This window comes from Aquitalea pelogenes, assembly GCF_001515305.1.
GTDB classification, from domain to species: domain Bacteria; phylum Pseudomonadota; class Gammaproteobacteria; order Burkholderiales; family Chromobacteriaceae; genus Aquitalea; species Aquitalea pelogenes.
The window spans coordinates 50269-75184 of the sequence record NZ_LNQV01000011.1 but is presented as its reverse complement, the minus strand read 5'-3'; the positions used below and the strand labels follow the sequence as shown (position 1 = coordinate 75184).

The 24916-nt window shown below is 61.3% G+C and carries 25 protein-coding genes and 1 pseudogene; 17 read left to right on the top strand and 9 right to left on the bottom strand.

What is annotated here, in order from left to right; all coding sequences use genetic code 11:
* Nucleotides 1-77: 77 nt before the first annotated feature.
* The 6 genes and pseudogenes from purE to AWT75_RS06775 all read left to right on the top strand — a co-directional run bounded on the left by purE (nt 78) and on the right by AWT75_RS06775 (nt 5613).
* Nucleotides 78-566: a 5-(carboxyamino)imidazole ribonucleotide mutase gene (gene purE, locus AWT75_RS06800; protein ID WP_045846422.1), complete on the top strand. Its 489-nt coding sequence runs from the start codon at nt 78-80 to the stop codon at nt 564-566.
* Nucleotides 567-1697, top strand: a complete 1131-nt coding sequence (locus AWT75_RS06795) for a 5-(carboxyamino)imidazole ribonucleotide synthase (protein ID WP_045846421.1) — start codon at nt 567-569, stop codon at nt 1695-1697.
* A gap of 111 nt (nt 1698-1808) precedes the next feature.
* Nucleotides 1809-2689 (top strand): annotated as a pseudogene (locus AWT75_RS06790) (phosphoribosylaminoimidazolesuccinocarboxamide synthase).
* A 134-nt stretch (nt 2690-2823) separates the two neighbouring features.
* On the top strand, nt 2824-3405 hold the full coding sequence (locus AWT75_RS06785) for a GNAT family N-acetyltransferase (RefSeq protein WP_062788413.1): 582 nt from the start codon (nt 2824-2826) through the stop codon (nt 3403-3405).
* Nucleotides 3406-3596: 191 nt separating this feature from the next.
* On the top strand, nt 3597-4538 hold the full coding sequence (locus tag AWT75_RS06780; RefSeq protein WP_062788411.1) for an AEC family transporter: 942 nt from the start codon (nt 3597-3599) through the stop codon (nt 4536-4538).
* A 130-nt stretch (nt 4539-4668) separates the two neighbouring features.
* On the top strand, nt 4669-5613 hold the full coding sequence (locus AWT75_RS06775; RefSeq protein ID WP_062788438.1) for an alpha/beta hydrolase: 945 nt from the start codon (nt 4669-4671) through the stop codon (nt 5611-5613).
* Here the strand turns inward: AWT75_RS06775 and AWT75_RS06770 are convergent.
* On the bottom strand, nt 5610-5978 hold the full coding sequence (locus AWT75_RS06770) for a DUF1294 domain-containing protein (RefSeq protein ID WP_045846418.1): 369 nt from the start codon (nt 5976-5978) through the stop codon (nt 5610-5612). The two genes, AWT75_RS06775 and AWT75_RS06770, sit on opposite strands and share 4 nt — an antisense overlap.
* Nucleotides 5979-6206: 228 nt before the next feature.
* Between AWT75_RS06770 and AWT75_RS06765 the strand changes: the two genes are divergently transcribed.
* Entirely contained in the window at nt 6207-8228 is a 2022-nt protein-coding gene (locus AWT75_RS06765) for an NADPH-dependent 2,4-dienoyl-CoA reductase (protein ID WP_062788409.1), read from the top strand.
* Nucleotides 8229-8308: 80 nt separating this feature from the next.
* Here the strand turns inward: AWT75_RS06765 and AWT75_RS06760 are convergent, their stop codons facing one another.
* Complete coding sequence (locus AWT75_RS06760) at nt 8309-8797, bottom strand: TlpA family protein disulfide reductase (protein ID WP_062788406.1); 489 nt, start codon at nt 8795-8797, stop codon at nt 8309-8311.
* A gap of 138 nt (nt 8798-8935) precedes the next feature.
* Between AWT75_RS06760 and AWT75_RS06755 the strand changes: the two genes are divergently transcribed.
* The 5 genes from AWT75_RS06755 to AWT75_RS06735 all read left to right on the top strand — a co-directional run bounded on the left by AWT75_RS06755 (nt 8936) and on the right by AWT75_RS06735 (nt 13811).
* Nucleotides 8936-9883 (top strand): carbohydrate kinase family protein, encoded by a 948-nt coding sequence (locus tag AWT75_RS06755; protein WP_062788404.1) that lies wholly within the window; start codon nt 8936-8938, stop codon nt 9881-9883.
* Nucleotides 9884-10046: 163 nt separating this feature from the next.
* Nucleotides 10047-11330, top strand: a complete 1284-nt coding sequence (gene gshA / locus AWT75_RS06750; protein ID WP_062788402.1) for a glutamate--cysteine ligase — start codon at nt 10047-10049, stop codon at nt 11328-11330.
* 4 nt (nt 11331-11334) lie between these two features.
* Nucleotides 11335-12276: an XAC2610-related protein gene (locus AWT75_RS06745; RefSeq protein ID WP_062788400.1), complete on the top strand. Its 942-nt coding sequence runs from the start codon at nt 11335-11337 to the stop codon at nt 12274-12276.
* 43 nt (nt 12277-12319) lie between these two features.
* Nucleotides 12320-13276, top strand: a complete 957-nt coding sequence (gene gshB, locus AWT75_RS06740; protein WP_062788398.1) for a glutathione synthase — start codon at nt 12320-12322, stop codon at nt 13274-13276.
* Nucleotides 13277-13424: 148 nt separating this feature from the next.
* The gene (locus AWT75_RS06735; protein ID WP_045846412.1) at nt 13425-13811 is read left to right on the top strand and encodes a diacylglycerol kinase; all 387 of its coding nucleotides are present in this window, start codon (nt 13425-13427) and stop codon (nt 13809-13811) included.
* Here AWT75_RS06735 and AWT75_RS06730 read toward each other — a convergent pair.
* On the bottom strand, nt 13808-14557 hold the full coding sequence (locus AWT75_RS06730; protein ID WP_062788396.1) for a hypothetical protein: 750 nt from the start codon (nt 14555-14557) through the stop codon (nt 13808-13810). The genes AWT75_RS06735 and AWT75_RS06730 overlap by 4 nt on opposite strands.
* 125 nt (nt 14558-14682) lie before the next feature.
* Between AWT75_RS06730 and AWT75_RS06725 the strand changes: the two genes are divergently transcribed.
* Complete coding sequence (locus tag AWT75_RS06725; RefSeq protein ID WP_082695987.1) at nt 14683-15063, top strand: DUF1622 domain-containing protein; 381 nt, start codon at nt 14683-14685, stop codon at nt 15061-15063.
* Here the strand turns inward: AWT75_RS06725 and AWT75_RS06720 are convergent.
* The 6 genes from AWT75_RS06720 to AWT75_RS22705 form a co-directional block, all read right to left on the bottom strand.
* Nucleotides 15054-15452, bottom strand: a complete 399-nt coding sequence (locus AWT75_RS06720) for a hypothetical protein (RefSeq protein ID WP_062788392.1) — start codon at nt 15450-15452, stop codon at nt 15054-15056. The two genes, AWT75_RS06725 and AWT75_RS06720, sit on opposite strands and share 10 nt — an antisense overlap.
* Nucleotides 15453-15945: 493 nt before the next feature.
* On the bottom strand, nt 15946-18243 hold the full coding sequence (gene topA / locus AWT75_RS06715; RefSeq protein WP_045846408.1) for a type I DNA topoisomerase: 2298 nt from the start codon (nt 18241-18243) through the stop codon (nt 15946-15948).
* Nucleotides 18244-18412: 169 nt separating this feature from the next.
* Nucleotides 18413-18871, bottom strand: a complete 459-nt coding sequence (locus AWT75_RS06710) for a Smg family protein (RefSeq protein ID WP_045846407.1) — start codon at nt 18869-18871, stop codon at nt 18413-18415.
* Nucleotides 18872-18912: 41 nt separating this feature from the next.
* Nucleotides 18913-19995: a DNA-processing protein DprA gene (dprA, locus tag AWT75_RS06705; RefSeq protein WP_062788390.1), complete on the bottom strand. Its 1083-nt coding sequence runs from the start codon at nt 19993-19995 to the stop codon at nt 18913-18915.
* On the bottom strand, nt 19992-20867 hold the full coding sequence (locus AWT75_RS06700) for a LysM peptidoglycan-binding domain-containing protein (protein WP_275575695.1): 876 nt from the start codon (nt 20865-20867) through the stop codon (nt 19992-19994). The genes dprA and AWT75_RS06700 overlap by 4 nt, the downstream gene beginning before the upstream one ends.
* Nucleotides 20846-21028 (bottom strand): LysM peptidoglycan-binding domain-containing protein, encoded by a 183-nt coding sequence (locus AWT75_RS22705; RefSeq protein WP_239689492.1) that lies wholly within the window; start codon nt 21026-21028, stop codon nt 20846-20848. Before AWT75_RS22705 ends, AWT75_RS06700 begins: the two co-directional genes overlap by 22 nt.
* Nucleotides 21029-21153: 125 nt before the next feature.
* Here AWT75_RS22705 and def point away from each other — a divergent pair, with 125 nt between their 5' ends.
* From def to rsmB, 4 genes are all read left to right on the top strand, one after another.
* On the top strand, nt 21154-21657 hold the full coding sequence (def, locus tag AWT75_RS06695) for a peptide deformylase (protein ID WP_045846404.1): 504 nt from the start codon (nt 21154-21156) through the stop codon (nt 21655-21657).
* Between the two features lie 82 nt (nt 21658-21739).
* Entirely contained in the window at nt 21740-22660 is a 921-nt protein-coding gene (gene fmt, locus AWT75_RS06690) for a methionyl-tRNA formyltransferase (RefSeq protein WP_062788388.1), read from the top strand.
* 34 nt (nt 22661-22694) lie between these two features.
* Complete coding sequence (htpX, locus tag AWT75_RS06685) at nt 22695-23546, top strand: zinc metalloprotease HtpX (RefSeq protein ID WP_062788386.1); 852 nt, start codon at nt 22695-22697, stop codon at nt 23544-23546.
* A 112-nt stretch (nt 23547-23658) separates the two neighbouring features.
* Nucleotides 23659-24912 carry a 16S rRNA (cytosine(967)-C(5))-methyltransferase RsmB gene (gene rsmB, locus AWT75_RS06680; RefSeq protein WP_062788384.1) on the top strand — a complete coding sequence of 418 codons (1254 nt, stop codon included), beginning with the start codon at nt 23659-23661 and terminating at the stop codon, nt 24910-24912.
* Nucleotides 24913-24916: the final 4 nt, after the last annotated feature.

Below are 24916 nucleotides of genomic sequence, written 5' to 3'. Positions count from 1 at the left end.
CAAAATAAAAAACCATTCCGGCAGCACCCGGCTCTCAGGTAAAATCACGTCTTTATTCCTCCCTGAGCTTCACCGCCATGATTGAAGTCGGCATCGTGATGGGTAGCAATAGCGACTGGGAAGTCATGCAGAACGCCGCGCGCGTGCTCAAAGACTTCGGTGTCGCTTTCGAAACCCGCGTCGTCTCCGCCCACCGTACCCCGGATTTGTTGTTCCAATACGCTGAAACCGCCGCCGAGCGCGGTCTGAAAGCCATCATCGCCGGTGCCGGCGGTGCTGCCCACCTGCCGGGCATGCTGGCCGCCAAGACCCACGTGCCGGTGCTGGGCGTGCCGGTGCCGTCCAAATACCTGCGTGGCGAGGATTCGCTGCTGTCCATCGTGCAAATGCCCAAGGGCATTCCGGTGGCCACCTTTGCCATCGGTGAAGCCGGTGCCGCCAATGCCGCGCTGTTTGCCGTGGCCATGCTGGCCAATGCCGTACCGGAACTGGCCGAGAAACTGATCGCCTTCCGCAAGCGCCAGGAAGAAACCGTGCTGGGCATGACCTTGCCGGAGGTGGAATAAATGGCGGCCATCCTGCCACCGTCCATGCTGGGCATTCTCGGCGGCGGCCAGCTGGGCCGCATGTTTGCCGTGGCTGCCAAGACCATGGGCTACCGCGTGACGGTGCTGGACCCGGACAGCAATGCCCCGGCCGCCCAGTTCGCCGACGTGCACCTGTGCGCCCCGTTCAACGACGCCGATGCACTCAAGACGCTGGCGCAGACCTGTGCCGCCGTCACCACCGAGTTTGAAAACGTCAATGCCGACGCCATGCGCGAACTGGCCCGTACCACCCGGGTATCGCCCTCGGGTGACTGTGTGGCCATCGCCCAGGACCGCATTGCCGAAAAAGCCTGGATCAACAAGGCCGGTCTGCCGACTGCACCCTATCTGGCCATTGAAAGCGTGGAAGACATCCAGGTCGACCTCACGCCCTACCTGCCCGGTATCCTGAAAACCGCGCGTCTGGGTTACGACGGCAAGGGCCAGGTACGGGTCAGCACCCAGGACGAAGCGCGCGCCGCCTATGCCAATCTGGGTGGTCAGGCCTGTGTGCTGGAAAAAATGCTGGACCTGAAGCTGGAAGTATCGGCCATTGTCACCCGCGTCAGTGCGGCGCAGATGGCGGTGTTTCCGGTCGCGGAAAACAGCCACGCAAACGGCATTCTGGACGTGTCCATTGTCCCGGCACGCATTGCCCCGGCGCTGGCGGCATCCGCCCAGCAGATGGCGCAGAATCTGGCCGAAGCGCTGGACTACGTTGGCGTGCTGGCGGTGGAATTCTTCGTGCTGGCCGACGACAGCCTGGTGGTGAATGAAATCGCCCCGCGCCCGCACAACTCCGGCCATTACACCCTGACTGCCTGCCTCACCGACCAGTTCCAGCAGCAAGTACGCGCCATGTGCGGCCTGCTGCCGGGCCGCACCGACCTGCTCAGCCCGGTGGTGATGGTGAACCTGCTGGGTGATGTATGGAAGGAAGACGGCGGCGAGCCCAATTGGGATGTACTGGCCGAGGCCCCCAACGCCCAGCTGCACCTGTACGGCAAGAAGCAGGCGCGTCCGGGTCGCAAGATGGGCCACTTCAACGTGATGGCCGCCACTGCCGACGAGGCACTGGAACAGGCGCAGGCCTTGAAGGATACGCTGTAAGCCATTCCGGCTCCGCCAGCCGACTACCGGTTGGCGGCGGAGCCCACCCGTTTTCAAAATCGCCAGCCCGCCCACAAGGCAGGCCGGCCCAGCCTTTAGCAAGGACGTGTCATGAGCGGACTCAACACCACCAATCTGAAAAGCCTGAAGAAAATCTACTCCGGCAAGGTACGCGATCTGTACGAGATCGACGACAAGCGCATGCTGATGATCGCCACCGACCGTCTGTCCGCCTTTGACGTGATTCTGGATGATCCGATTCCGGCCAAGGGCCAGATCCTCACTGCCATTTCCAACTTCTGGTTTGAAACCCTGAAGGACGTGGTACCCAACCACCTGACCGGTGACAAGCCGGAAGACGTGGTGTCCGCCGAAGACCTGCCGCAAGTGGAAGGCCGTGCCGTGGTGGCCAAGCGCCTGAAAGCGGTGCCGATCGAAGCCGTGGTACGTGGTTATCTGGCCGGTTCCGGCTGGAAGGAATACCAGAAGTCCGGCACCGTGTGCGGCATTGCACTGCCGGCCGGCCTGCAGGAATCCAGCAAGCTGCCCGAACCCATCTTCACCCCGTCCACCAAGGCGGCCGTGGGCGATCACGACGAAAACATCAGCTACGAGCAGTGCGTGGGCATCGTTGGTGCCGAGCTGGCTGCCAAGGTGCGTGACACCGCCATCCTGCTGTACAAGACTGCTGCCGAATTCGCCGCCAAGCGCGGCATCATCATCTGCGACACCAAGTTCGAGTTCGGTCTGGACGAAGACGGCACCCTGGTGCTGATGGACGAAGCGCTGACCCCGGACTCCAGCCGTTTCTGGCCGGCGACAGCTACGCTGCCGGTACCAATCCGCCGTCCTTCGACAAGCAGTTCGTGCGTGACTGGCTGGAAGCCTCCGGCTGGAACAAGCAGGCGCCGGCCCCGGCAGTTCCGCTGGACGTGCGCGAAAAAACCGCGGCCAAATACCGCGAGGCACTGGAACGCCTGACCGGCAACTAAGCCGCCACGCGCAGCACCGCCAGACCCGACGCCCGGCCCTGTCCGGGCGTTGTCGCATCCGGCGTGGCGCTTGAGTGTGGCATGGCGCAACGCTTACACTGCCTGTCTGCCGCCATTGTCGAAGGATGTGCCTCATGACCACCTTGCAAGCCGTGCTGGTCACCCCGCGTTTGCACTTGCTGCCGCCCCATACCGGGCTGGCCCGCGCCATGCTGGATTATCAGGTAGCCAACCGCCAGCACTTTGCCCCGTGGGACCCCAAGCCCGGAGACATGTTCTACACCGAGCTGTACTGGACCATGCAGTTGCGCCAGCAGGCGCTGGGCTGGGAGCAGGGCATGTGCGCGCGCTATTTGCTTACCCTGCCGGAAGAGCCGCAGCGCATTGTCGGGACAGTGAGCCTGAGCAATATCGTGCGCGGGGTGTTTCAGGCGGCACATCTGGGTTATGGCATCGACCACAGCCTGCAAGGGCAGGGGCTGATGCATGAGGCAGTCAGCGAGATCATCCGCTTTGCCTTTGACGACTTGCGCCTGCATCGCCTGCAAGCCAATTACCAGCCGCACAACCAGCGCAGCGCCGCCCTGCTGCGGCGCCTGGGCTTTGTCGAGGAAGGCCTGGCGCGCGATTACCTGTATATCAACGGCGCATGGCGCGACCATGTGCTTACCTCGCTGACTCATCCCGCGTTCGATCCGGCGCGGATGCTGGCCTGATGTTGCCATGCTGAGCATGGCTGCACGATGGCTGGGGCAAGTTTCCTCCTGCTTGTCCCCTGCCATTTTGGCTGGTTTTGCAGCGTTGTTAGTGTGACCGGCACTGCTGGACCGGTGTTGCCCTGCCATGCACCATGCGGCATGGTGCCCAGCCAGCGCGGGGCACAGCTCCTTCTGACGCCGGAGAATCCATGCTGCACACCATCCTTCTGTCTTTACTGCCCATGTTCTTCGTCTTGGCATTGGGCTTTTATGCGGGCAAACGGCAACGTGTAGACAATGTGCATATCGAGTCACTCAACAGCCTGCTGATGCGGTTTGCCTTGCCGTGCTCCTTGTTTTTGACCACGGCGAATGCCTCGCTCGGCATGTTGCAGCAACAGCTGTCCTTGTTTGTCGTATTGGTGTTGTCCATGCTGTTGTTGTTCGGCTTCAGTTACGGGCTGGAACGACTGTTATGGCGACAAAATCCGCCGCTGGCGGCGGTACAGGCCTGTACTGTGGCCTTGCCCAACTATGCTGCTGTCGGCATCCCCTTGCTTGCTACGGTGATATCACCAACAGAATCACTGGCTGTTGCGGTGGCAATCATTGCCGGCAGTGTCATCATTTCGCCACTAACCTTGTTTTTCTTGCAGAGCAAGCCCGCCACCGGAGCCGGGGCCGAGCGTTGGGCTGTGCTGGCCACGTTGCTGAATATCCTGCGTAACCCCGTGGTGCTCGCCCCTTTGGCAGGTACCCTGCTGGCCATATTGCAATGGCCATTGCCAGATTACCTGCGTGCTGCTTTCTCGCTGATGGGCGTGGCCGTGGGCGGTATTGCACTGTTTGTTACTGGCTTGCTGGTTTCCGCCCAGCCCTTCCGGCTGGATCGGCATATCCTGTTGGGCGCGCTGTTGAAAAACGTCTTGCACCCGGCACTGGTTTATGGCTTGGCTCTGCTGCTGGCATTGCCCCGGGAAGTGACACAGGCAGTGGTGTTGTTGGCGGCCATCCCCTCGGGTTTCTTTGGCATCCTGTTCGGGGTGAACCAGCGACTGCCCTATACCTTGTCGGGTGCCACACTGCTGTGTAGCACCGTCCTGGGGATTCCCACCCTGGTACTGACCATTGCCTTGCTGCCTGCCCTCTAGCCGCTGGTTAGCACCGTTGCGGTATTTTGCTTGCGACATTGACTGGCAAGGACGCATGATGACTGCATCATCAATGCAGCTCCGCACCCCGTGTCCGGGCAAGCGGAGCGCAAAGCGCAACGAGGAAAACATGGAGCACTTCACCTTGCAGGTGGCCGATGGCCATCGCATTCATGGCTGCAGCTGGCAGCCGCCGGCAGGCGTGGCGGTACGTGCCGCACTGCTGATCTGCCACGGCATGAGCGAACATGCCGCCCGTTACCAGCCGCTGGCCCTGCAACTGGCGCAACACGGCATTGCGGTCTACGCCCACGACCATCGCGGCCATGGCCCGCACGCTGCCCGTCATGGCTGGTTTTCCGCCGAGGATGGCTGGAACAAGGTGGTGGCGGATGTCGACCATGTACGCCAGTTTGCTGCCAGCCAGCATCCTGCGGTGCCGCTCATCCTGCTGGGTCACAGCATGGGTTCCTTCATTGCCCGCCATTACTTTTTGCAACAAGGTGCCAGGTTTGACGGGCTGGTGTTGTCGGCCACCGGTTACCGGCAGCGCCCGCTGGCCTGGCTGCTGCGTCAGCTGGCCTGGCTGGCAGGCCGGCTAGGCGGGGACGATGTGCCATCCACCTTCATGGCAAGGCTGATTTTTGGCAGCTTCAATCTGGGCTTTTTCCCGGCCCGCACCAAGGCGGACTGGCTGTCACGCGACACGGCACAAGTGGATGCTTATCTGGCCGATCCCTTATGCGGTTTCGACCCCGCCCCCGGACTGTGGGCGGACCTGTTTGGTGGCATCATCGCGCTGGAGAAGGGCGAGGCCAGCGCCGGCGATAATCTGCCACGGCATTGCCCGGTCTACCTGCTGGCGGGCAGCCGCGACCCGGTCAGCCTGGGACGCCTGGCGCTGGGCCAGCTGGAAATCCGCTATCGGGAGGCCGGCCTGCTGAATGTCAGCAGCAAGGTTTACCCTGGCGGGCGGCATGAGATGTTCAACGAAACCAATCGGGAAGAAGTGGTGACCGACCTGCTGCAATGGCTGGATGCGGCCATTCAGGCGGCAACGCGACGGCGCACCTAGACCGCATGCGCCACATGCCAGCGCCAGGCAATCCAGCTGCCCCATAGCAGCCAGTGTGCCAGCACGATCAGCCAGAACATCAGCTGGTAGCTGCCCTTGCTGGATTTGTGGTGCAGCCAGTACTGGCCCAGCAAGCCGCCCGGCCAGCCGCCCAACAGCTCCAGCCAGTGCAGCAGTTTTTCCGGTGTACGCCGCCCGTGATGCACGGCCTGGCGCTTGTCCCAGCCATACACGGCAAAGGTCAGCAGGCTCATGGCCAGATACAGCAGGACGGGCCAGAACAGGCTGTCGGTGAGCGCAAAGCTGCCGGCGGCCAGCAAGGGTGGCAGGGCAAGCAGATTGGCCAGCGGGCGGGGCAGGGACATGGGTTTTCCAGCAGAAAAGACACAGTGTAAGCAGGCTGCCTGTACACGCCAAGCACGGTGAGCGCGCATGCGCGGTGCAGGAGGGCATCCGGGCGATGGCTTGCGTTGACAACTTACTTACTAGTAAGTATTGTCGAGTGACAATAATGCATGCCATGCCGGCAAATGACCGGCTGCTGAACCACAATCAGGGTGAGCGCCTGCTCGCCACGTCGACGAGGACGAAACATGACTGCATATCCGCATTTGCTGGCCCCGCTGGACCTGGGCTTTACCACACTGAAAAACCGCGTGTTGATGGGCTCCATGCATACCGGGCTGGAAGAAGCGCCCGGTGGTTTCGACAAGATGGCCGCCTTCTACGCCGAACGCGCCCGTGGTGGTGTCGGCCTGATCGTGACCGGCGGGGTGGGACCGAATGCGGAAGGCTGTGTGGCCGAAGGCGCGTCCATGCTGGCCGATGAACAGCACGTGCCGGACCACCGCAAGGTAACCGATGCCGTCCATGCCGCAGGCGGCAAGATTGCCTTGCAGATCCTGCACTCCGGCCGTTACAGCTTTCAGGAAAAATGCGTGTCGGCCTCGCCGCTGATTGCGCCCATCAACTTTTACCGCCCGCGTGAATTGAGCGACGCCGAGGTGTGGCAAACCATTGCCGACTTCGCCCGCTGCGCCAGACTGGCCCAGCAGGCCGGCTATGACGGCGTGGAAGTGATGGGCTCGGAAGGCTATCTGATCAACCAGTTCATCGCCCGTGCCACCAACAAGCGCACCGATGACTGGGGCGGCAGCTTTGAAAACCGCATCCGCTTCGCCATCGAAACGGTCAAGGCCGTGCGTGCCGCCGTGGGCAGCGATTTCATCATCATCTACCGCCTGTCCATGCTGGACCTGGTGCAGGACGGCAGCAGCTGGGACGAGGTGGTGCAACTGGCGCAGGAGATCGAACGCGCCGGTGCCAGCATCATCAATACCGGCATCGGCTGGCACGAAGCCCGTGTCCCCACCATTGCCACCATGGTGCCGCGTGGCGGCTTTGCCTGGGTCACCAAAAAGCTGATGGGCAAGGTGAACATTCCGCTGATCACCACCAACCGCATCAATACTCCGGAAGTGGCGGAAGACATCCTGGCCAGCGGTTGTGCCGACATGGTGTCGATGGCGCGTCCCTTCCTGGCCGACCCGGATTTCGTCAACAAGGCGGCAGCGGGCAAGGGCGATGAAATCAACACCTGCATCGGCTGCAATCAGGCCTGTCTGGACCACATCTTCCAGGGCAAGCTCACCAGCTGCCTGGTGAACCCGCGTGCCTGTCGCGAAACCGAACTCAATTACACCCCGGCGGCAGTGCGCAAGAAAATTGCCGTGGTGGGCGCTGGCCCGGCAGGCCTGGCCTGTGCCACCGTCGCTGCCGAGCGCGGCCATCAGGTGACGCTGTTCGATGCCGCAGGCGAAATCGGTGGCCAGTTTAACGTGGCCAAGCGCATTCCTGGCAAGGAAGAATTCTACGAAACCCTGCGTTATTTCGACCGCCGTCTGGCCGCGACCGGCGTGACTTTGCAACTGAACACCCGCGCCGATGCCGCCATGCTGCGCGACTTTGACGAAGTGGTACTGGCCACCGGCATTGCGCCGCGCCTGCCGCAGATCGACGGCATCGACCATCCCAAGGTGCTCAATTACCTGGATGTGCTCAAGCACGGCAAGCCGGTGGGCAAGCGTGTCGCCATCATCGGTGCCGGTGGTATCGGTTTTGATACCGCGGAATTCCTCACCCATGAAGGCAAGTCCACCTCGCTGGACGTGGCGGCCTTCATGCAGGAATGGGGCGTGGACATGCAGGTGGCACAGCCCGGCGGCCTCAGCCCGCAAGGCCCGCAGCCGCATGCCAGCCCGCGTGAGGTTTACTTGTTGCAGCGCAAGCAAAGCAAGGTGGGGGATGGCCTTGGCAAAACCACCGGCTGGATTCATCGCGCTAGTCTGCAAATGAAAAAGGTGAAGATGCTGTCCGGCGTCAGCTATCAGAAAATCGACGATGCCGGCCTGCATGTCATCATCAAGGACGAGCCGCAAGTACTGGCCGTGGATAACGTCATCATCTGTGCCGGTCAGGACCCGCTGCGCGAATTGCAGCAGCCGCTGCAGGATGCCGGCAAGACGGTACACCTGATTGGTGGTGCCGATGTGGCGGCGGAGCTGGATGCCAAACGTGCCATCCGTCAGGGCAGCGAGCTGGCGGCCAGTCTCTGATGACTGCAGCCACCCGCTGGCAGAAATGAAAATCCCCGCCGACAACGGCGGGGATTTTTGCTGTCGGGCTGGCGCAGGGCTTACAGGAAGTGACGCAGCGTGTCTTCCAGGTTCTTTTCGTTCAGACGGCCCAGCAGGCTGCCCACCTGCTTGCCATTGCGGTCCAGAATGATGCTGTAAGGCAGCGCACCAGCCGGATTACCCAGGCTGCGCAGCAGGCTGAGGGTGTCGCTGTCGCCCAGCACGATGGGGTAGTTGATTTTCAGCTGGCGGGCAAAGTTATAGGTCTCGGTCTTGTTGTCCAGCGCCACGCCCACCACCTCCACACCCTTGGGCGCCAGCTTCTCGCGCAGCGCATTGAGCATGGGCATTTCTTCGCGGCAGGGGCTGCACCAGGTGGCCCAGAAGTTCACCAGCACCACCTTGCCCTGATACGCACGTAGCGACACCGAGCTGCCGCTCTGGTCGGTGAAACGGGTTTGCGCCAGCGTGGGCGCAGCGCTGGCAGCCAGTGGCAGCAGGCAGAGCAGGGCGGCCAGCAGCGTGGCGCGCAAGGATGTCAGGTTCATGTGGCCTCCGGAACGAGCTTGCAGAATGGGAAAACGGGTTTGCTGCCTTTGGAGAGAGGGCGCAGGCGCAAGTTTCGCTCCGCATGCACAAAAAAGTTTCATGTTAAAATGTTCAGTTGAATTTTATTCGGAGTGAGCATGTCTCTCCTGGTATGCGGGGCGCTCGCCTACGATACGCTGTTCTCGTTTCACGGTCGATTCGACAGTCAGATCCTGCCCGATCAGCTGCACAAGATTTCCACCACTTTTCTGGCTCCCACCATGCGACGCGAATTTGGCGGCATGGCGGGCAATATCGCCTACAGCCTCACCCTGCTGGGCGAAAAGCCGCTGGTGATGGGCACGGTGGGCGAGGACTTCCAGCCCTATCGCCAGCACCTGCTGCGTGCCGGGGTGGATGATAGCCACATCCGGCTGATCCGCAAGCAATACACCGCCCAGTGCTTCGGCATTGCCGATGAAGACGGCAACCAGCTGATGGCATTCCATCCCGGCGCGATGGATTTTTCCACCGAGAATCACATCGCGGATATCCAGCAGCCGGTAGAGCTGGCCATCCTGTCGCCCGGTGGTCATCGTGCCTTCCTGCAGCACTCGCAGGAGCTGTCCGCTGCCGGCATTCCCTTCATTTTCGACCCGGGCCAGGAGCTGCCGCTGCTGTCGCGTGAGGAAATCCACCAGATTGTCGAGCTGGCCAGCTACATCACCATCAACGACTACGAAAGCGAGCTGATGCGCGAACGCGCCGGGCTGACGGTGGAGGATTTGCGGCGCAAGGTGCAGGCGGTGGTGGTGACCCGTGGCTCGCGCGGGGCCGATCTCTACGTGGGGGCGGACCACATCCACCTGCCGCGGGTGGAAATGCCGCAACCGCCAGTGGACCCGATGGGCTGTGGCGATGCCTTCCGCGCCGGGCTGATGTTCGGCATCAGCCGCCAGCTGGACTGGCAGTTGACCGGGCGTCTGGCCAATATGATCGGTGCCATCAAGGTCACCACTGCCGGTTGCCAGAACCACTTTTTCGACTGGGAACAACTGCAGGCCATGTACCAGCGCGCCTATGGGGAAGTATGGCCACTGGCTTGAGCGGCCAGCTCCAGGCCGGGGGAAGAGCGTGCCGGATGGCACTCCGCGCGCTTCCCCATGGCACGCGATGAAGCTTTCCTTCATGCAAAAGGGTTGAATTCCCCAAGGCCAACCCCCACCATAGACCAATTACTCGCAAGTCATCCGACGCCTAGGGGAGCCCATGACCGTCCCACATCTGTCCACCGCATTGACCGGCCCGTTGCTGGAGCTGGAAAGCCGCATCCTGACCGCCCAACCCCATATCGAGCACTGGTTCCGCAGTCAGTGGCATAACCATGCCGCACCGTTTTACGGCTCGGTTGACCTGCGCAACAGCGGTTTCAAGCTGGCCCCGGTAGACATGAACCTGTTCCCTGGCGGACACAACAACCTGAATCCGGACTTCCTGCCGCTATCCATCCAGGCGGCGCAGGCTGCGGTGGAGAAGGTTTGTCCGGAAGCACGCAGCATCCTGCTGATTCCGGAAAACCACACCCGCAATACCTTCTATCTGCAAAATGTGGCCACGCTGGTGCATATTTTCGAGCAAGCCGGTCTGAGGGTGCGCCTGGGTACGCTGAACCCGGAAATTACCGAAGTCACCGAGCTGACCAGCGCTGGTGGCGACATCGTCAAGCTCGAACCCATCCTGCGCCAGGGCAACCGCCTGCGGCTGGCCGATGGCTTCAACCCCTGCGTGGTGTTGCTGAATAACGATCTGTCCGGTGGCATTCCCGACATCCTGAAGGACCTGGAACAAAACCTGCTGCCGCCGCTGCATGCCGGCTGGGCGGTGCGCCGCAAGAGCAACCACTTCACCGCTTACGATCAGGTGGCCGACCAGTTTGCCCAGCTGATTTCCATCGATCCGTGGATGATCAATCCCTACTTCGTCAACTGTAGCGGGCTGGATTTCCATGCCCGCCAGGGCGAGGACGCGCTGGCCGAAGCCGTGGCCGGCACGCTGGACAAGATCAAGCTGAAATACCGTGAATACGGCATCAAGAACGACCCCTTCGTCATCGTCAAGGCCGATGCCGGCACCTATGGCATGGGCGTGATGAGCGTGAAGAGCCCGGAAGAAGTCATCGGGCTGAACCGCAAGGCGCGCAACAAGATGTCGGTGGTGAAAGAAGGGCTGGAAGTTTCCCAAGTCATCGTGCAGGAAGGTGTGTACACCTTCGAAACCGTGGATGATGCGGTGGCCGAGCCGGTGGTGTACATGATGGACCGCTTTGTCACCGGTGGTTTCTACCGCGTGCATACCGGCCGTGGCATTGACGAAAACCTCAACGCACCGGGCATGCAGTTTGTACCGCTGTCGTTCGAAACCCCCTGCCTGCCCGACAAGCACGGCTCGCCGGACTGTGCGCCCAACCGCTTCTACGCCTACGGCGTGATTGCCCGTCTGGCGCTGCTGGCCGCTTCGCTGGAGCTGGAAAACACCGACCCCGAGCGCGACTGAGTCCATGCCGACCTTGCGCCGCTTGCTGCTGTGGCTGCCGCTTCTGTTGCCGATGCTGGCGACAGGGGCAAGCTTCGACTGCAGCAAGGCGGCAACAGCCACCGAGCAGGCCATCTGCCGCCAGCCGGAACTCTCTGCGCTGGACGAGCAAGTGGCTGCCGCCTACCGGCAGCACAATCAGCAAGGCCTGCTGCAAGATAACCAGCGCCAGTGGCTGGCTGGCCCGCGAGCCGAGTGCAAGGCGGATGCCAGTTGTCTGCAAAGTGTCTATAAAGAGCGGCTGGCGCAATTGCAGCACGCGCAGCTGGTCCGTCAGCAAATCGACAATGCCATGCCGGCATACCGCTTTGACATCACGCTGCTCGACTGGGGCGAGCGTGACTGGGCAGCCGAAGGCCCGGCCATCATCAACATCATCGACCAGCGCAGCCAGCAGCGTATCCAGCAGCTGCGGCTGGACAATGTCTACATGGCGCGTGGCGACAATGGCAAGCCGCTGGTCAATACCGCGCGGCTGTATGATTTGCAGGGGGTGATCAACGCGGCCGATTTCGACTTCGACGGTCATGCCGATTTCGCAGTGCAAAACGGTAATGACGGCCCCTATGGCGGCCCCACCTACCGGGTTTACCTGTACGACACGGCCCGCCAGCAATTTGTGCTCAATGATGAATTATCAACGCTGACCGAAGAAAACCTGGGCCTGTTCCAGGTGGATGCCAAGCGCAAGCGGCTGCGTACCTTTGCCAAGAGCGGCTGCTGTTACCACGAAACCACCGATTACCAGTTCGACGCCCGCCACCATTTGCAGGTCGTGGAGCGGCTGATTGAGGACGCGCAGGACCCGGAAGGCAAACAGGTACGCGTCACCCGCGAAACCCTGGTCAATGGCCGCTGGAAAACATCGACCCGGCGCTATGCGCTGGACGCCTACTATCATCAATGAATCCGACGGCCCCAGCTGGCCGCCCCCAACTCTGGAGAGCAGCATGCGTATCCTGTTCATCGCCGACCCGCTGGAACAGTTCAAGATTTACAAGGACACCACCTTTGCCATGATGGAAGAGGCGGCGCGACGCGGTCATGCCATCAGCTATGCCCAGGCGCACCAGCTGTCGGTAGAGGGCGGCCGTCTGCTGGTGGATGCCCGAGGCCTTACCGTCACCGATGAGCGCAAGGGCGATCACCCGGCCTGGTACAAGCTGGATGATGTGCATCGCCAGCCGCTGACCGCCTTCAATGCGGTGGTGATGCGCAAGGACCCGCCGTTCGACATGGAATACCTGTATGCCTCGCAGCTGTTCACGCTGGCCGAAGCACAGGGCGTCAAGGTATTCACCAGCGGTCAGGCCCTGCGTGATTTCAACGAAAAGCTGGCCATCCTGAATTTCCCGGAGCTGACCGCCCCCACCATGATCACCGGTGAAACCCCGCGCCTGAAAGCCTTTATCCGCCAGCATCTGGATGTGATTCTCAAGCCGCTGGACAGCATGGGTGGCGACAGCATTTTCCGGGTGACCCCGAACGACCCCAACCTGTCGGTGATTCTGGAAACCATCACCCTGCGCGGCAAGCGCACCATCATGGCCCAGCGTTACATTCCGGAAATCCGCGATGGCGACAAGCGCGTGCTGGTGATTGACGGCGTGCCGGTGGACTACTGCCTGGCACGTATTCCGGCCGCCGGTGAAACGCGTGGCAACCTGGCAGCCGGTGGTCGTGGTGAAGCCCGACCGCTGAGTGCCCGTGACCGCGAAATTGCCGAAGCAGTGGGCCCGGAGCTGAAAAAGCGCGGCATCCTGCTGGCCGGTCTGGATGTCATCGGCAATTACCTGACCGAAGTGAATGTCACCAGCCCCACCTGCTTCCGCGAAATCATGGATCAGACCGGCCTGAACGTTGCCGGCCTGTACATCGACGCACTGGAACGCGCCACCGCACATTAAGCCTTGCCATCAGCCTGTCATCTGCCAGCGGCACCATCGCCGCTGGCCATCTGGCAAGCCAGGCTTGCTGCACCGGAGTGCAGGGATTAACATGCCGCTCGCCAGACTGGCACCACCCGGCTGACACTGCGCAATCACAGGACCCGACATGAGCAAGCATGAGGAAAGCCCGTTCAAGGGCAAGACCGGCATTCGCCGATTGATCAACGCCTTCGGCTATTCGCTGGACGGCATCAAGGCGGCCTTCCGCCATGAAGATGCCTTCCGCCAACTGGCCTTGCTGGCCATCATCCTCATCCCCACCGCCCTGTTCATCGTACCGGCCAGCCCGCTGGCCCGTGCGCTGCTGGTGGCCAGTTCGCTGGCCACGCTGGTGATCGAACTGCTCAATTCCGCCATCGAGGCAGCAGTGGACCACACTTCACTGGAGCGCCACCCGCTGGCCAAGCGCGCCAAGGACATGGGCAGTGCGGCCCAGTTGCTTGGCCTGATCAACCTGGCGGCCATGTGGTCGCTGGTGTTGTTCGGCCACTAGGCTGCCAGCAAACGGCGTGACAGCAGCTGCAAGCCAATGGCCGTGGCGGCAGCCAGCAAGAACGCCAGATTGCCGTCCATCAGCGGCAGCAAGAGCCACAAGGCCAGACAAAAGCCGGCAAAGCCAAGCCGACCCAGCAGCATGCCGCGCAACAATGCCTGGGTGGCGGCCACCCCCTGTGCCCGCTGGGTTGCCACCGCCATCACCACGGCCAGCAGCGGGAAGACAGCCAGCATTCCACTCCAGCGCGCCCCCAGATGACTGGCGGCCAGGCTGACCAGCAAGGTCAGCACGGCGGCGGCCAGCATACGCAAGCCCAGGGTTTCATTCACCGCAGCCACCACGCCTGACAGGGCCGGGCGGGGCAGGCAGACGCTGTTGATCAGCACTGCCAGTACCGCCATGAGCAGTGCGACGGGGAGAGTCAGTATCAGGCTTTGCAGCAGACAGGCCCCTGCTAGCCAGCCGCACAGGGCAGACATCAGCGTCAGCGGCCAGGCAAGGCGGGCAGCCAGGCGGGCATAGATCAGGTTGAACAACTCGGAGGCGGCAATGGCGGCAATGGCCTGCAGTGCCGCACTGGCAGCAAAGGCGGGGCCATGTTCCCGCATCAGCAGCCACAGGATGGGCCCGGCCACCACCGGCAGGCCGGCCATCCAGCCAGCGCGCTGTGGCCCCCAGTAGCGGGCCACCAGAGCCAGCAGATAGAGAAAGGCAGGAACCAGCGTCAGTTTCAGTAACAGCATGCTGTGGGGTAGGCTGGATAATCCGATAGCATAACATGCTGCCTGCATGGTCAGGCGCTCAGCAGCTGTCTCTTGTCCGCCTTGTGTGTATGCTGGGCATTCCCCAACAAGCACAAGGAAAACGCATGCTGTCACCTGCCGAATCCGGAGTGGAAGAACTGGTGCTCAATCTGGTGCAATGGCTGAAACTGGCGGTGGAAGCCAGCGGTGCCGTGGTGATCGGCATTGGCGTACTGGTGGCCGGGGTGCGCTACCTGCAGCGCTGCCTTGAGCCTGGCATGGCGCAGTTCAATGCGGTGCGGCTGAGTTTTGCCCGCTTTCTGGCTCTGGCGCTGGAATTGCAACTGGCGGCTGACATCCTGTCCACCGCCGTGGCGCCAAGCTGGGACCAGATCGGCAAGCTGGCCGCCATTGCCGTGCTGCGAACCGCGCTCAACTTTTTCCTGGGCAAGGAAATCCGTGATACCGAGCACGAGGGTGAAGGGCGGCGGACGGATCAGTCCTGAGCAGTCACGTGAGGCTGGCGGCGGTACAGATAGCCCGGGTAAACGCGGATGCAGCCACTATCGTCTTCTACCTTGCCGTATTCGCCAACCAGCTCCCAACGGGCGCCATCGGCCTGCAAAACGCGGTAAACCGGGCTGCCGGCCTGGTAAAACATCAGGTCGTTGCCGTGGAAGTGGTCCAGCGGCAATAGCGGGTGCTGGCTGGGCAGCACCAGCAACATGGCAGCGGTACGGTCATCCATGTCCGCCAGTTGCTCGCGGTCGGCCACCACCATGCCGCAGAATGCCAGCAGGAAGGCAATGGGAAGCATCAGCCAATGGCCACTGACGAGGCCAAACAGAGTCAGTACCGATGCGCCGGTAAAAAAGAAGCTGCTGTGTGTTTTCATGATGTGTGCTTTGCCGGGGGTGGCCCGTAAAACGACGAACGCCGCCTGTGATGGCGGCGGCGTATGGTTTGGAAACGATGTGGCCCGTCGCAAGAGCCCTCAGACTGTTTAGCTGTTTACGGTTTAGCCTGATTTCCGAATTATATGGCGGCTTTTCTGAACTTGATTAATAAAATCAGCACATTGCCAATGCTGATGGCGTAGCGCCTCTGCTTGCATGGTTTGGCTGCCATGGCCAAAAAAGCAACGCCACCCGGAGGTGGCGTCAGGCTGCTGACAAAACAATGTGTTGCGCTGGCGCAGGACCCGGCAAAGCCGGGCCTTCCGGCTAACTAATCGATTCCGCAGCCTTCCCTTCTACTCCCTATTCCCCACCCTTACCCTGCCAATTGAAAAGGTAAGCCTCGATTTCCTGCGGGAAAGCGAGAAGATATTGTCAAAAAATAACGCCACCCGGAGGTGGCGTTATTTGCTGCAATCCGCTGGCGGCGATTTACTCTTCCGCTGGCTTGGCTTCCGGCGGGGCAATCACCTCGCTGTAGCCGCATTCCTTCTGCGGGCAGACTTTCTCGGTACCTCGACGCTTTGTGGTCTTGATGGTGAGAATCGGCCAGTTGCACTTCGGGCAGGGCTCTGCCACCGGCGGGTTCCAGGTGGCGTACTTGCACTTGGGGTAGGTGTTGCAGCTGTAGAACAGCTTGCCGTAGCGGCTCTTGCGCTCGATCAGGTGACCGGATTTGCACTCCGGGCATTCCACGCCGGTGTCACGCGGCTTTTCCAGCGGTTCGATGTGCTTGCACTTGGGGTAGTTGGCACAGCCGATGAACTTGCCGTAACGACCTTTCTTGATGTGCAGTTCGCCACCGCAGTCCGGGCAGACCCGGCCTTCGATCACTGTCGGGGCTTCGGCTTCTTCTGCCGCCTGCTCTGCGGTTTCACCGATATTGCGGGTGTAGTCGCAGTCCGGATAACCGGTACAGGCAATGAAGCGGCCACGCTTGCCAAACTTGATCGACAAGGGCTTGCTGCATTTCGGGCAGGCTTCGTCCAGGCTCTCGGTGGTGACTTCGGCGCGGGAGATGCTTTCCTTCTCGGCAATCTGCTTGGAGAAGCCCTTCCAGAAGCTGTCCATCACCGGCACCCACTCGCGCTGGCCGCTGGCGATATCGTCCAGCTGGTTTTCCAGCTTGGCGGTGAAGTTGTAGTCCACGTACTGGCTGAAGTGCTCAGTCAGGAACTTGTTGACGATGTCGCCGGTATCGGTGGGCAAGAAGCGTTTCTTGTCCAGGATCACGTACTCACGGTCTTTCAGCGTGGAAATGATGCTGGCGTAGGTGGACGGACGGCCGATGCCGAATTCTTCCAGTGCCTTCACCAGACTGGCTTCGGAGAAGCGCGGCGGCGGCTGGGTGAAGTGCTGTTCACCGTACAGCTTGTCCACCGGCAGGCTGTCGCCTTCTTCCAGCAGCGGCAGCTTGGCGTTGTCCTCGTCCTCGGCATCGTCCACGTCTTCTTCGTACACGGCCAGGAAGCCGGCAAAGGTCTGTACCTGACCGCTGGCGCGGAAAATGCCTTCACCCACGGTGATGTCCACGCTGGTGGTGTCAAACTTGGCCGGAGCCATCTGGCAGGCCAGGGTACGCTTCCACACCATGTCGTACAGCTTGAACTGGTCGGTGGTGAGGAAGGGCTTGACCGATTCCGGCGTACGCAGGATGGACGTCGGGCGGATGGCCTCGTGCGCTTCCTGTGCGTTCTTGGACTTGTTCTTGTAGGCAACCGGGTTTTTCGGCAGGAAGTCGTTGTTGAAGGTGTCGCCGATATAAGTACGGATTTCTTCAACGGCTTCGTTGGCCAGTGCCACCGAGTCGGTACGCATGTAGGTGATCAGACCGACCGTGCCCTGGCCGATGTCGATACCTTCATACAGCTGCTGCGCGGTACGCATGGTGCGGTCGGTGGTCATGCCCAGCTTGCGCACGGCTTCCTGTTGCAGCGTGGAAGTGGTGAAGGGCGCGGCGGGGCTGCGCGACTTCTTTTTCTTCTCGATGCTGGTGACGGTGGCCGGCTGGTCTTGCAAACGGGCCAGGATGTCGGCGTGTTCGGCATCACCGGGAATGTCGAACTGGTCCAGCTTTTTGCCGGCAAGCTGGGTCAGCTTGGCGGAAAACTTGGTACGGCCCTTGTGGCTATCCAGATGTACCGACCAGTATTCCTGCTGCACAAAGGCCTTGATCTCGTTCTCGCGTTCGCAGATCAGGCGCAGCGCCGGGCTTTGCACCCGTCCTGCCGACAGGCCACGGCGGATTTTCTTCCACAGCAGCGGCGACAGGTTGAAACCCACCAGATAGTCCAGCGCCCGGCGTGCCTGCTGGGCATCCACCAGGTCCTGTGCCACTTCGCGCGGGTTGCCGATGGCTTCCAGCACCGCATTCTTGGTGATTTCGTGGAACACCACGCGCTGGGCGGTCTTGTCCTTCAGCAGCTTCTTGCTGTTGAGGATTTGTACCAGGTGCCAGGAAATGGCTTCGCCTTCGCGGTCCGGGTCAGTTGCCAGGTAGACATGGTCGACTTCGGCCACGGCCTTGACGATGGCATCAACGTGTTTGCTGTTGCGGGCGATCAGCTGGTATTTCATGGCGAAGCCCTTTTCAGGGTCTACCGCACCGTTTTTCGGTACCAGATCGCGCACGTGACCGTAGGAGGCCAGGACTTCAAAGTCCGGTCCCAGGTATTTCTTCAGCGTTTTTGCCTTGGATGGCGACTCAACGATCAAGAGGCTGGAGGGCATGTTTTCGTTTCAGTGTGTACCGGAAACATCCGGTTGATAGCGGTTCTATCTATCAAATAAAGCAAGAGCGCAAATAAAACAAGAGCGCAATTGGCGCTCTTGTAAAAATTCCCTGCCGTAACTGTCAGGCGAGGCGGGATGGTAAGCCCGTAGCGCCAGCGCTGACAAGTCATTGCATGGTGGGTTCGCCATGAATGGCATCCAGCAGTTCTTCACCCAACAGGATGGGCAGTTCCGCTTTTTGTGCCCACAGCACCATCAGTGCCACCAGCTTGGCCGAGCCGACATTGATGTCGTCATCGGGTAGTTCGCACAGCCGGTCTATCACCATTTCCCGCTGCGATGGCGACAGCGCGCCATGATCTTCCAGAAACTGGATCAGGCCGCGCACATCGGTGGGCAGGCGTTCCAGTTCGGCATCGGCGTAAATGCGCATGCCCACCGCGTCATCCGCGCTGGCATACAGGCCGTCAACCATATTGGCGACATTGTCCAGCCAGTCGAGTGCATCGTTGATTTCTTCGTCTTCGAAGCCGGCGGCTTCCAGCTGGCGCATCAGCGAGCCGCGGTCGCCAAAGGCATCCGGATCACGATACTGCTCGAACAAATAAGTGAGAACGTCAAACATCAGGTCTTCTTCAAATGAACTACTACAGGGACTGGTCCGGATCAGACCAGTCGCTGAACCCGTCCGCCGGGCAGGCTGGTCAGCTTGCCGGCAAGTTCCAGCTCCAGCAGCATCGCGTAAACCTCTCCCTGCGTCAACCCGAGTTGTGTTGCCAGCGCCTCGCTGCTCACCGGATCAAAGCCCATGATCGCCAGAATCGGGTCGTCCACCGGCTGATTTTCCCCTGCTGTTGCTGCCGGCGTGATCGGGGGCGAAGACACACGGCCGATTTCATCCAGCACGTCATCCACGGTTTCGATCAGGCGGGCACCATCACGCAGCAAGCGGTGACAGCCGCGCGCTTGCGGGTTGTGAATCGAACCGGGAACCGCCATGACTTCGCGCCCGCTTTCCGCAGCCAGCCGGGCGGTAATCAGCGAGCCGGAATTGATATTGGCTTCCACGACCAGGCAGCCGCGGGACAAGCCTGCGATGATGCGGTTGCGGCGCGGGAAATGGCCGGCAACCGGACCGGCACCAAGCGGAAATTCCGACAAAATCAGGCCTGAGCGGCCGATCTGATGGGCAAGCTCGCGGTTGCTGGCCGGATACACCCGGTCAATCCCGGTGCCGATGACGGCAATGGTGGAGCCTGATTCCTGCAAGGCACCACGGTGTGCGGCGGCATCAATGCCACTGGCGAGGCCACTGACGATGGTGTAACCGTGGGCGGACAGCTGGCGGGCAAAGTCCTCGGCGATCTGCTTGCCCGGCGGGGTGGCACTACGGCTGCCTACCATGGCCAGCATCGGACGTTGCAACAAGGCGCGCTGCCCGCGGGCAAACAGCAGCGGAGGCGGGGCGGCAGTTTCTGCCAGTGCTTGCGGGTAATCGTCATCCAGCAGGCTGAGCAGGCTGCAATTCTCTTGTTCGGCCCAGGCGAGGGCCGCCTTGGCGTCTGCCTCGGCACGTCTCTCGCGCAGTGCCTGGGCGATGTCCTGCCCGATCAGCGGTGCGGTTTGTGCGGTGCTGGCCGCCAGCACATGGCTGGCGGAGCCAAAGGCGGCAATCAGCTTGAGAAAACCGGCCGGGCCTATGCCCGGTGTCAGGGCCAGCAGCAGCCAGTTTTCGTTCAGCTGGCTCATTCGCTTTCCGGCGAGTTGACTACATCCCCCACGCTGGCCGCGTCGGTGCTGTCCAGCACCAGGCCATAGGAAACCTTGTCGAATACGCGGTAGATGAAGATCTTGCCAATGCTCTGACCGGGCAGGGTGACTTCTTTTTTCTCTCCATCCGCCATGATCAGGGTAACCGGCTTGGCATTCTTGACGATGTTGAACACATCGCCCGGTTCCACCTGCTCACGTTTGCCACGGTTGATCACTACGTTGGAGTATTGGGCCGCGCCGTCCACACCGTCATAGACCGAGATGATCTGTCCCTGGATATTGGCATCCGGGCTATGCGGTACATAGCTGACAAACTGGTCCCTGGGGGCCTTGATCAGGCGGTCGCCTACCAGAATCTCGCTGTTCACCTTGGTCAGGTGCATGGTCTGGATTTCTTCGCCCAGCTTGTCCACCACGGCATCACCGCCATACATCACCTCGTAGCCGAGGTTTTCCTTGGTAACCGGATCAATCAGCGGCTTGCTGGCACGGTACACCTGCCAGGTGCCGGTGCTGGCAACGCCATTGGCAAAAATGCGATCGCCAGAGCCAAAAGCCAGACGTTCTCCCGGACCGGCCACCAGGCGCGGCGAGCTCAGGAATTCTTCTTCGTTCACCACCAGCGGACGGTACAGGAAAGGCTCGATGGCCTTGGCCGGAATGCTGGCGATGGCCTTGTCGATGTCGGACATGCGGACCTGCGGCGACAGGCGTACATCACCCTGACGGCCTTTTTCCAGCGTCAGGCGCGGTTGGCCGTTGACATAGGTCAGTACCAGTACGTCGCCCGGGTAGATCCAGTGCGGGTTCTTGATTTCGCTCTTGTTCATCTGCCACAGGCGGGCCATTTCCACGGGCTCTTGAGATAACGGCCGGAAATACCCCACAGCGTGTCACCCTTCACCACGGTATAACGCGCCGGTGCGCCGGGCTTGATGGTCAGGGTGTCGGAAAAAGCCGGGAGAGCCAGTCCCAGAGCCAAAGCAAGCGATATAATACTTTTACGCATGAAAAGTGCCCCAATATTGAGTGTAATGAGCGCCCGCGAGCGCTCCTTTGACAAACGAGCATGCGTCAGACATGTCTATTATCGACGTGCTGATGGCATTACGACAACTTGGAGCAATAAAACCGATGGCGCTGCTGAACATTTTGCATTATCCGGATGCGCGTCTGCATACCGTGGCCACGCCGGTCGAGACCTTTGACGCTGCCTTGCAGACCCAGATCGACAACATGTTTGAAACCATGTACGAGGCCAAGGGTATCGGCCTGGCTGCCACCCAGGTGGACTATCACAAGCGGCTGGTGGTAATGGATATTTCCGAGGACCACAACGAACGCCGTGTCTTCATCAACCCGGTCATCATCGAAAAAGAAGGTGAAACCGTATACGAAGAAGGCTGCCTGTCGGTGCCCGGCATCTACGACAAGGTTACCCGGGCCGAGCGGGTCAAGGTGCGTGCACAGGATGCCACCGGTGCCCAGTATGAACTGGAAGCCGACGGCTTGCTGGCCATTTGCATTCAGCATGAAATTGATCATCTGGATGGCAAGGTGTTTGTCGAATACCTGTCCGAACTCAAGCAAGGCCGGATTCGCACCAAGCTGAAAAAGCGCGAAAAACAGAATATGTGATGAATGAACCTGTCCGGTACTGGTCGGACAGGTGATGCTGATAAAGACAGGCGCGTCCTGTCTTGCTGATTGCGGGTTGACGATGAAACTGATTTTTGCCGGTACGCCGGAATTTGCCGCGGCCGCGCTGCGCGCCTTGCTGGCCGCCGGTCATGAAATTGCCCTGGTGCTGACCCAGCCGGACCGTCCGGCCGGGCGTGGCATGAAGCTCAAGCCCAGTCCGGTGAAGGAAGTGGCGCTGGAACACGGCTTGCGGGTGGAGCAGCCGCTATCGCTCAAGACCGACGAAGCCCAGGCCATGCTGCGGGAGATCGGTGCCGAACTGATGGTGGTGGCGGCCTACGGCCTGCTGCTGCCCAAGGCGGTGCTGGACATTCCGCCGCGTGGTTGCCTGAACATCCATGCCTCCTTGCTGCCGCGCTGGCGCGGTGCCGCTCCCATTCAGCGCGCCATTCTGGCTGGCGATAGTGAAACCGGCATCACCATCATGCAGATGGATGTGGGGCTGGATACCGGTGCCATGTTATCGGTACACCCGCTGGCCATTAGCCAGGACGACACCGCGGCCAGCCTGCATGACAAGCTGGCTGTGTGCGGGGCCGAAGCCATTGTCAGCACCCTGGCGACACTGGATGGCCTGAATGCGCAGCCGCAGCCGGAACAAGGCGTCACCTACGCGCACAAGCTGACCAAGGCAGAAGCCGAGGTGAACTGGCAACTGCCAGCCGCCGACATTGCCCGTGCCATCCGTGCCTACAACCCGGCACCGGGTGCCTTTACCCAGCTGGCTGGCGAGCCGCTGAAACTGTGGCAGGCCCATGCCATTACCGGTCAGGCCGAGCCTGGCCTGGTGGTGCGTGCGGATGCCGATGGCGTGGTGGTGGGCAGTGGCGAGGGACTAGTGGTGCTGACGCAACTGCAGGCTGCTGGTGGCAAACGTCTGGGCGCACGCGACTTTGCCGCAGGCCGCGCCACGCTGGCGGGAACCCGTCTGGGACAGTAAGCGTCTTTCAACGGTCACAGCAAAAGGAGGGTAAATGAACAATATGTTCAAGACGGCCATGCTGATGGCCGCGTTTGTCGCTTTTCTCGGTGTGATCGGTGCCCTCATCGGGGGGCGGAACGGCTTGATGCTGGCATTGTTGTTTGCTGGCGGGATGAATCTGTTTGCCTACTGGAATTCAGACCAAATGGTGTTGCGTATGTACAACGCCCAGGAGGTGGATGCCCGGTCGGCACCCGAGTTTTACGGCATGGTGGCCGAGCTGGCACAGCGTGCCGGCCTGCCCATGCCACGGGTTTACGTCATCCACGAAGAGCAACCCAATGCCTTTGCCACCGGGCGAGACCCGGAACATGCCGCCGTCGCAGCCACCACGGGCATCATGCGCATGCTGGACTATCGCGAGCTGCGTGGCGTGATGGCGCATGAGCTGGCCCATGTGCGGCATCGTGACACCCTGATTTCCACCATCAGCGCCACCATGGCCGGTGCGGTGTCGGCGCTGGCCAACTTTGCCATGTTCTTTGGCGGGCGGGACGAAAACGGTCGACCGGTCAATCCGCTGGCCGGCATCTTGCTGGCCATCCTGGCGCCGCTGGCGGCCAGCCTGATCCAGATGGCCATTTCCCGCGCCCGCGAATTCGAGGCAGACCGCGGCGGAGCCGAAATTTCCGGCGATCCGCTCGCGTTGGCGGGTGCATTGCAGAAAATCGAGTACTACGCTCAAGGTATTGCCATGCCCACTGCGCAGGCCCATCCGGAAACCGCCCAGATGATGATCATCAACCCGCTGGCCGGGCTGGATGTGGGCGAGTTGTTCCGTACCCACCCGCATACCGAGGAGCGCATTGCCCGCTTGCACGCTATGGCGCGCGGCGTGGGCTGAACGTATCATGCGCATCTGAACGAACACACGGGCCGGTACCGCCAGACGGATACCGGCCGTTTTCATACGGCGAGAGCACAGTCCTCGCCGTTTGCCATTTCAAGGTTTTGACATGCATCGCATACAGCAACTGGCCGCCGAAGTGCTGGGCCAGGTGGAATCCGGCCGTACCCTGACCGAGGCGCTGGCCCAGGCACAACGCCAGAGCGCAGACCTGACTGCGCAAGAGCGCGCGGCCTTGCAGGACATTTGCTACGGCAGCCTGCGTCAACTGGCACGCTTGCGCTTCTGGTTGCGCCGCCTGGTGCCCAAGGCCTTGCCGGATGCCCAGCTGGAGCGGGTATTGCAGGTGGCTTTCTATCAGCTGGTATACACCCGCGCGGCCGATTACGCCGTCGTCAACGAGGCAGTGAAGCTGGCAGAGCGGCTGGCCCGCGGCAAGTTCAAGGCGCTGGTTAATGGCGTGCTGCGCAACTTCTTGCGCCAGCGCGAGGAAATGCTGCGCCTGGCGCAGAAAGATCTGGAAGCTGCCACCAATCACCCGCGCTGGTGGGTGAAAGCCATCCAGCAGGCCTACCCGCAAGAGTGGTCGTCCATCCTGGAGTGGAATAACAGCCATCCGCCGATGACGCTGCGCGTTAACGTCCTCAAGAGCACGGTGGCCGCCTATCTGGCCCAGCTCGAAGCGCTGGGCATGGGGGCAACAGCACTGGATGACGCCAGCGGCATCCTGCTGGACAAGCCGGTGAATGTGCGCGAACTGCCCGGCTTTGCTGACGGCGTGGTGTCGGTACAGGACTGGGGCGCACAGCAGGCTGCCCGCCTGCTGGACCTGCACGCCGGACAGCGCGTGCTGGATGCCTGTGCCGCGCCGGGTGGCAAAACATGTCATATGCTGGAAATGGCAGATGTGGAGATGACCGCGCTGGATATCGACCCGCAGCGATTGCAACGGGTGGCGGAAAACCTGCAGCGCGGTGGCTTGCACGCCAACCTGCACGCGGCCGATGCCGGGCAGGCGGCTGACTGGTGGGATGGCAAGCCGTTCGACCGCATTCTGGCCGATGTGCCTTGTTCGGCCTCCGGGGTGGTTCGCCGTCATCCTGACATCAAGTGGCTGCGCCGTCCGGGCGATTTTGCCACCCTGGCTGCCCAGCAGGCGCAGATGGTTGACACGCTATGGGGGCTACTCGCGCCCGGCGGGAAAATGCTATACGCTACGTGCTCGATTTTTCCGGAAGAAAATCAGCAGCAGTTGGCTGCATTCCTGGCGCGTCATGCCGATGCCGAATGCCTGAATCAGCAACAACTGTTGCCCTGTGAGCGTCATGACGGTTTCTATTACGCGCTGCTTGCGAAGCATTAGCCTG

Coding starts and splice junctions, on each gene's coding strand:
- purE (WP_045846422.1), top strand. CDS start 78: ATGATTGAAGTCGGCATCGTGATGGGTAGCAATAGCGACTGGGAAGTC.
- AWT75_RS06795 (WP_045846421.1), top strand. CDS start 567: ATGGCGGCCATCCTGCCACCGTCCATGCTGGGCATTCTCGGCGGCGGC.
- AWT75_RS06785 (WP_062788413.1), top strand. CDS start 2,824: ATGACCACCTTGCAAGCCGTGCTGGTCACCCCGCGTTTGCACTTGCTG.
- AWT75_RS06780 (WP_062788411.1), top strand. CDS start 3,597: ATGCTGCACACCATCCTTCTGTCTTTACTGCCCATGTTCTTCGTCTTG.
- AWT75_RS06775 (WP_062788438.1), top strand. CDS start 4,669: ATGGAGCACTTCACCTTGCAGGTGGCCGATGGCCATCGCATTCATGGC.
- AWT75_RS06770 (WP_045846418.1), bottom strand. CDS start 5,978: ATGTCCCTGCCCCGCCCGCTGGCCAATCTGCTTGCCCTGCCACCCTTG.
- AWT75_RS06765 (WP_062788409.1), top strand. CDS start 6,207: ATGACTGCATATCCGCATTTGCTGGCCCCGCTGGACCTGGGCTTTACC.
- AWT75_RS06760 (WP_062788406.1), bottom strand. CDS start 8,797: ATGAACCTGACATCCTTGCGCGCCACGCTGCTGGCCGCCCTGCTCTGC.
- AWT75_RS06755 (WP_062788404.1), top strand. CDS start 8,936: ATGTCTCTCCTGGTATGCGGGGCGCTCGCCTACGATACGCTGTTCTCG.
- gshA (WP_062788402.1), top strand. CDS start 10,047: ATGACCGTCCCACATCTGTCCACCGCATTGACCGGCCCGTTGCTGGAG.
- AWT75_RS06745 (WP_062788400.1), top strand. CDS start 11,335: ATGCCGACCTTGCGCCGCTTGCTGCTGTGGCTGCCGCTTCTGTTGCCG.
- gshB (WP_062788398.1), top strand. CDS start 12,320: ATGCGTATCCTGTTCATCGCCGACCCGCTGGAACAGTTCAAGATTTAC.
- AWT75_RS06735 (WP_045846412.1), top strand. CDS start 13,425: ATGAGCAAGCATGAGGAAAGCCCGTTCAAGGGCAAGACCGGCATTCGC.
- AWT75_RS06730 (WP_062788396.1), bottom strand. CDS start 14,557: ATGCTGTTACTGAAACTGACGCTGGTTCCTGCCTTTCTCTATCTGCTG.
- AWT75_RS06725 (WP_082695987.1), top strand. CDS start 14,683: ATGCTGTCACCTGCCGAATCCGGAGTGGAAGAACTGGTGCTCAATCTG.
- AWT75_RS06720 (WP_062788392.1), bottom strand. CDS start 15,452: ATGAAAACACACAGCAGCTTCTTTTTTACCGGCGCATCGGTACTGACT.
- topA (WP_045846408.1), bottom strand. CDS start 18,243: ATGCCCTCCAGCCTCTTGATCGTTGAGTCGCCATCCAAGGCAAAAACG.
- AWT75_RS06710 (WP_045846407.1), bottom strand. CDS start 18,871: ATGTTTGACGTTCTCACTTATTTGTTCGAGCAGTATCGTGATCCGGAT.
- dprA (WP_062788390.1), bottom strand. CDS start 19,995: ATGAGCCAGCTGAACGAAAACTGGCTGCTGCTGGCCCTGACACCGGGC.
- AWT75_RS06700 (WP_275575695.1), bottom strand. CDS start 20,867: ATGGCCCGCCTGTGGCAGATGAACAAGAGCGAAATCAAGAACCCGCAC.
- AWT75_RS22705 (WP_239689492.1), bottom strand. CDS start 21,028: ATGCGTAAAAGTATTATATCGCTTGCTTTGGCTCTGGGACTGGCTCTC.
- def (WP_045846404.1), top strand. CDS start 21,154: ATGGCGCTGCTGAACATTTTGCATTATCCGGATGCGCGTCTGCATACC.
- fmt (WP_062788388.1), top strand. CDS start 21,740: ATGAAACTGATTTTTGCCGGTACGCCGGAATTTGCCGCGGCCGCGCTG.
- htpX (WP_062788386.1), top strand. CDS start 22,695: ATGAACAATATGTTCAAGACGGCCATGCTGATGGCCGCGTTTGTCGCT.
- rsmB (WP_062788384.1), top strand. CDS start 23,659: ATGCATCGCATACAGCAACTGGCCGCCGAAGTGCTGGGCCAGGTGGAA.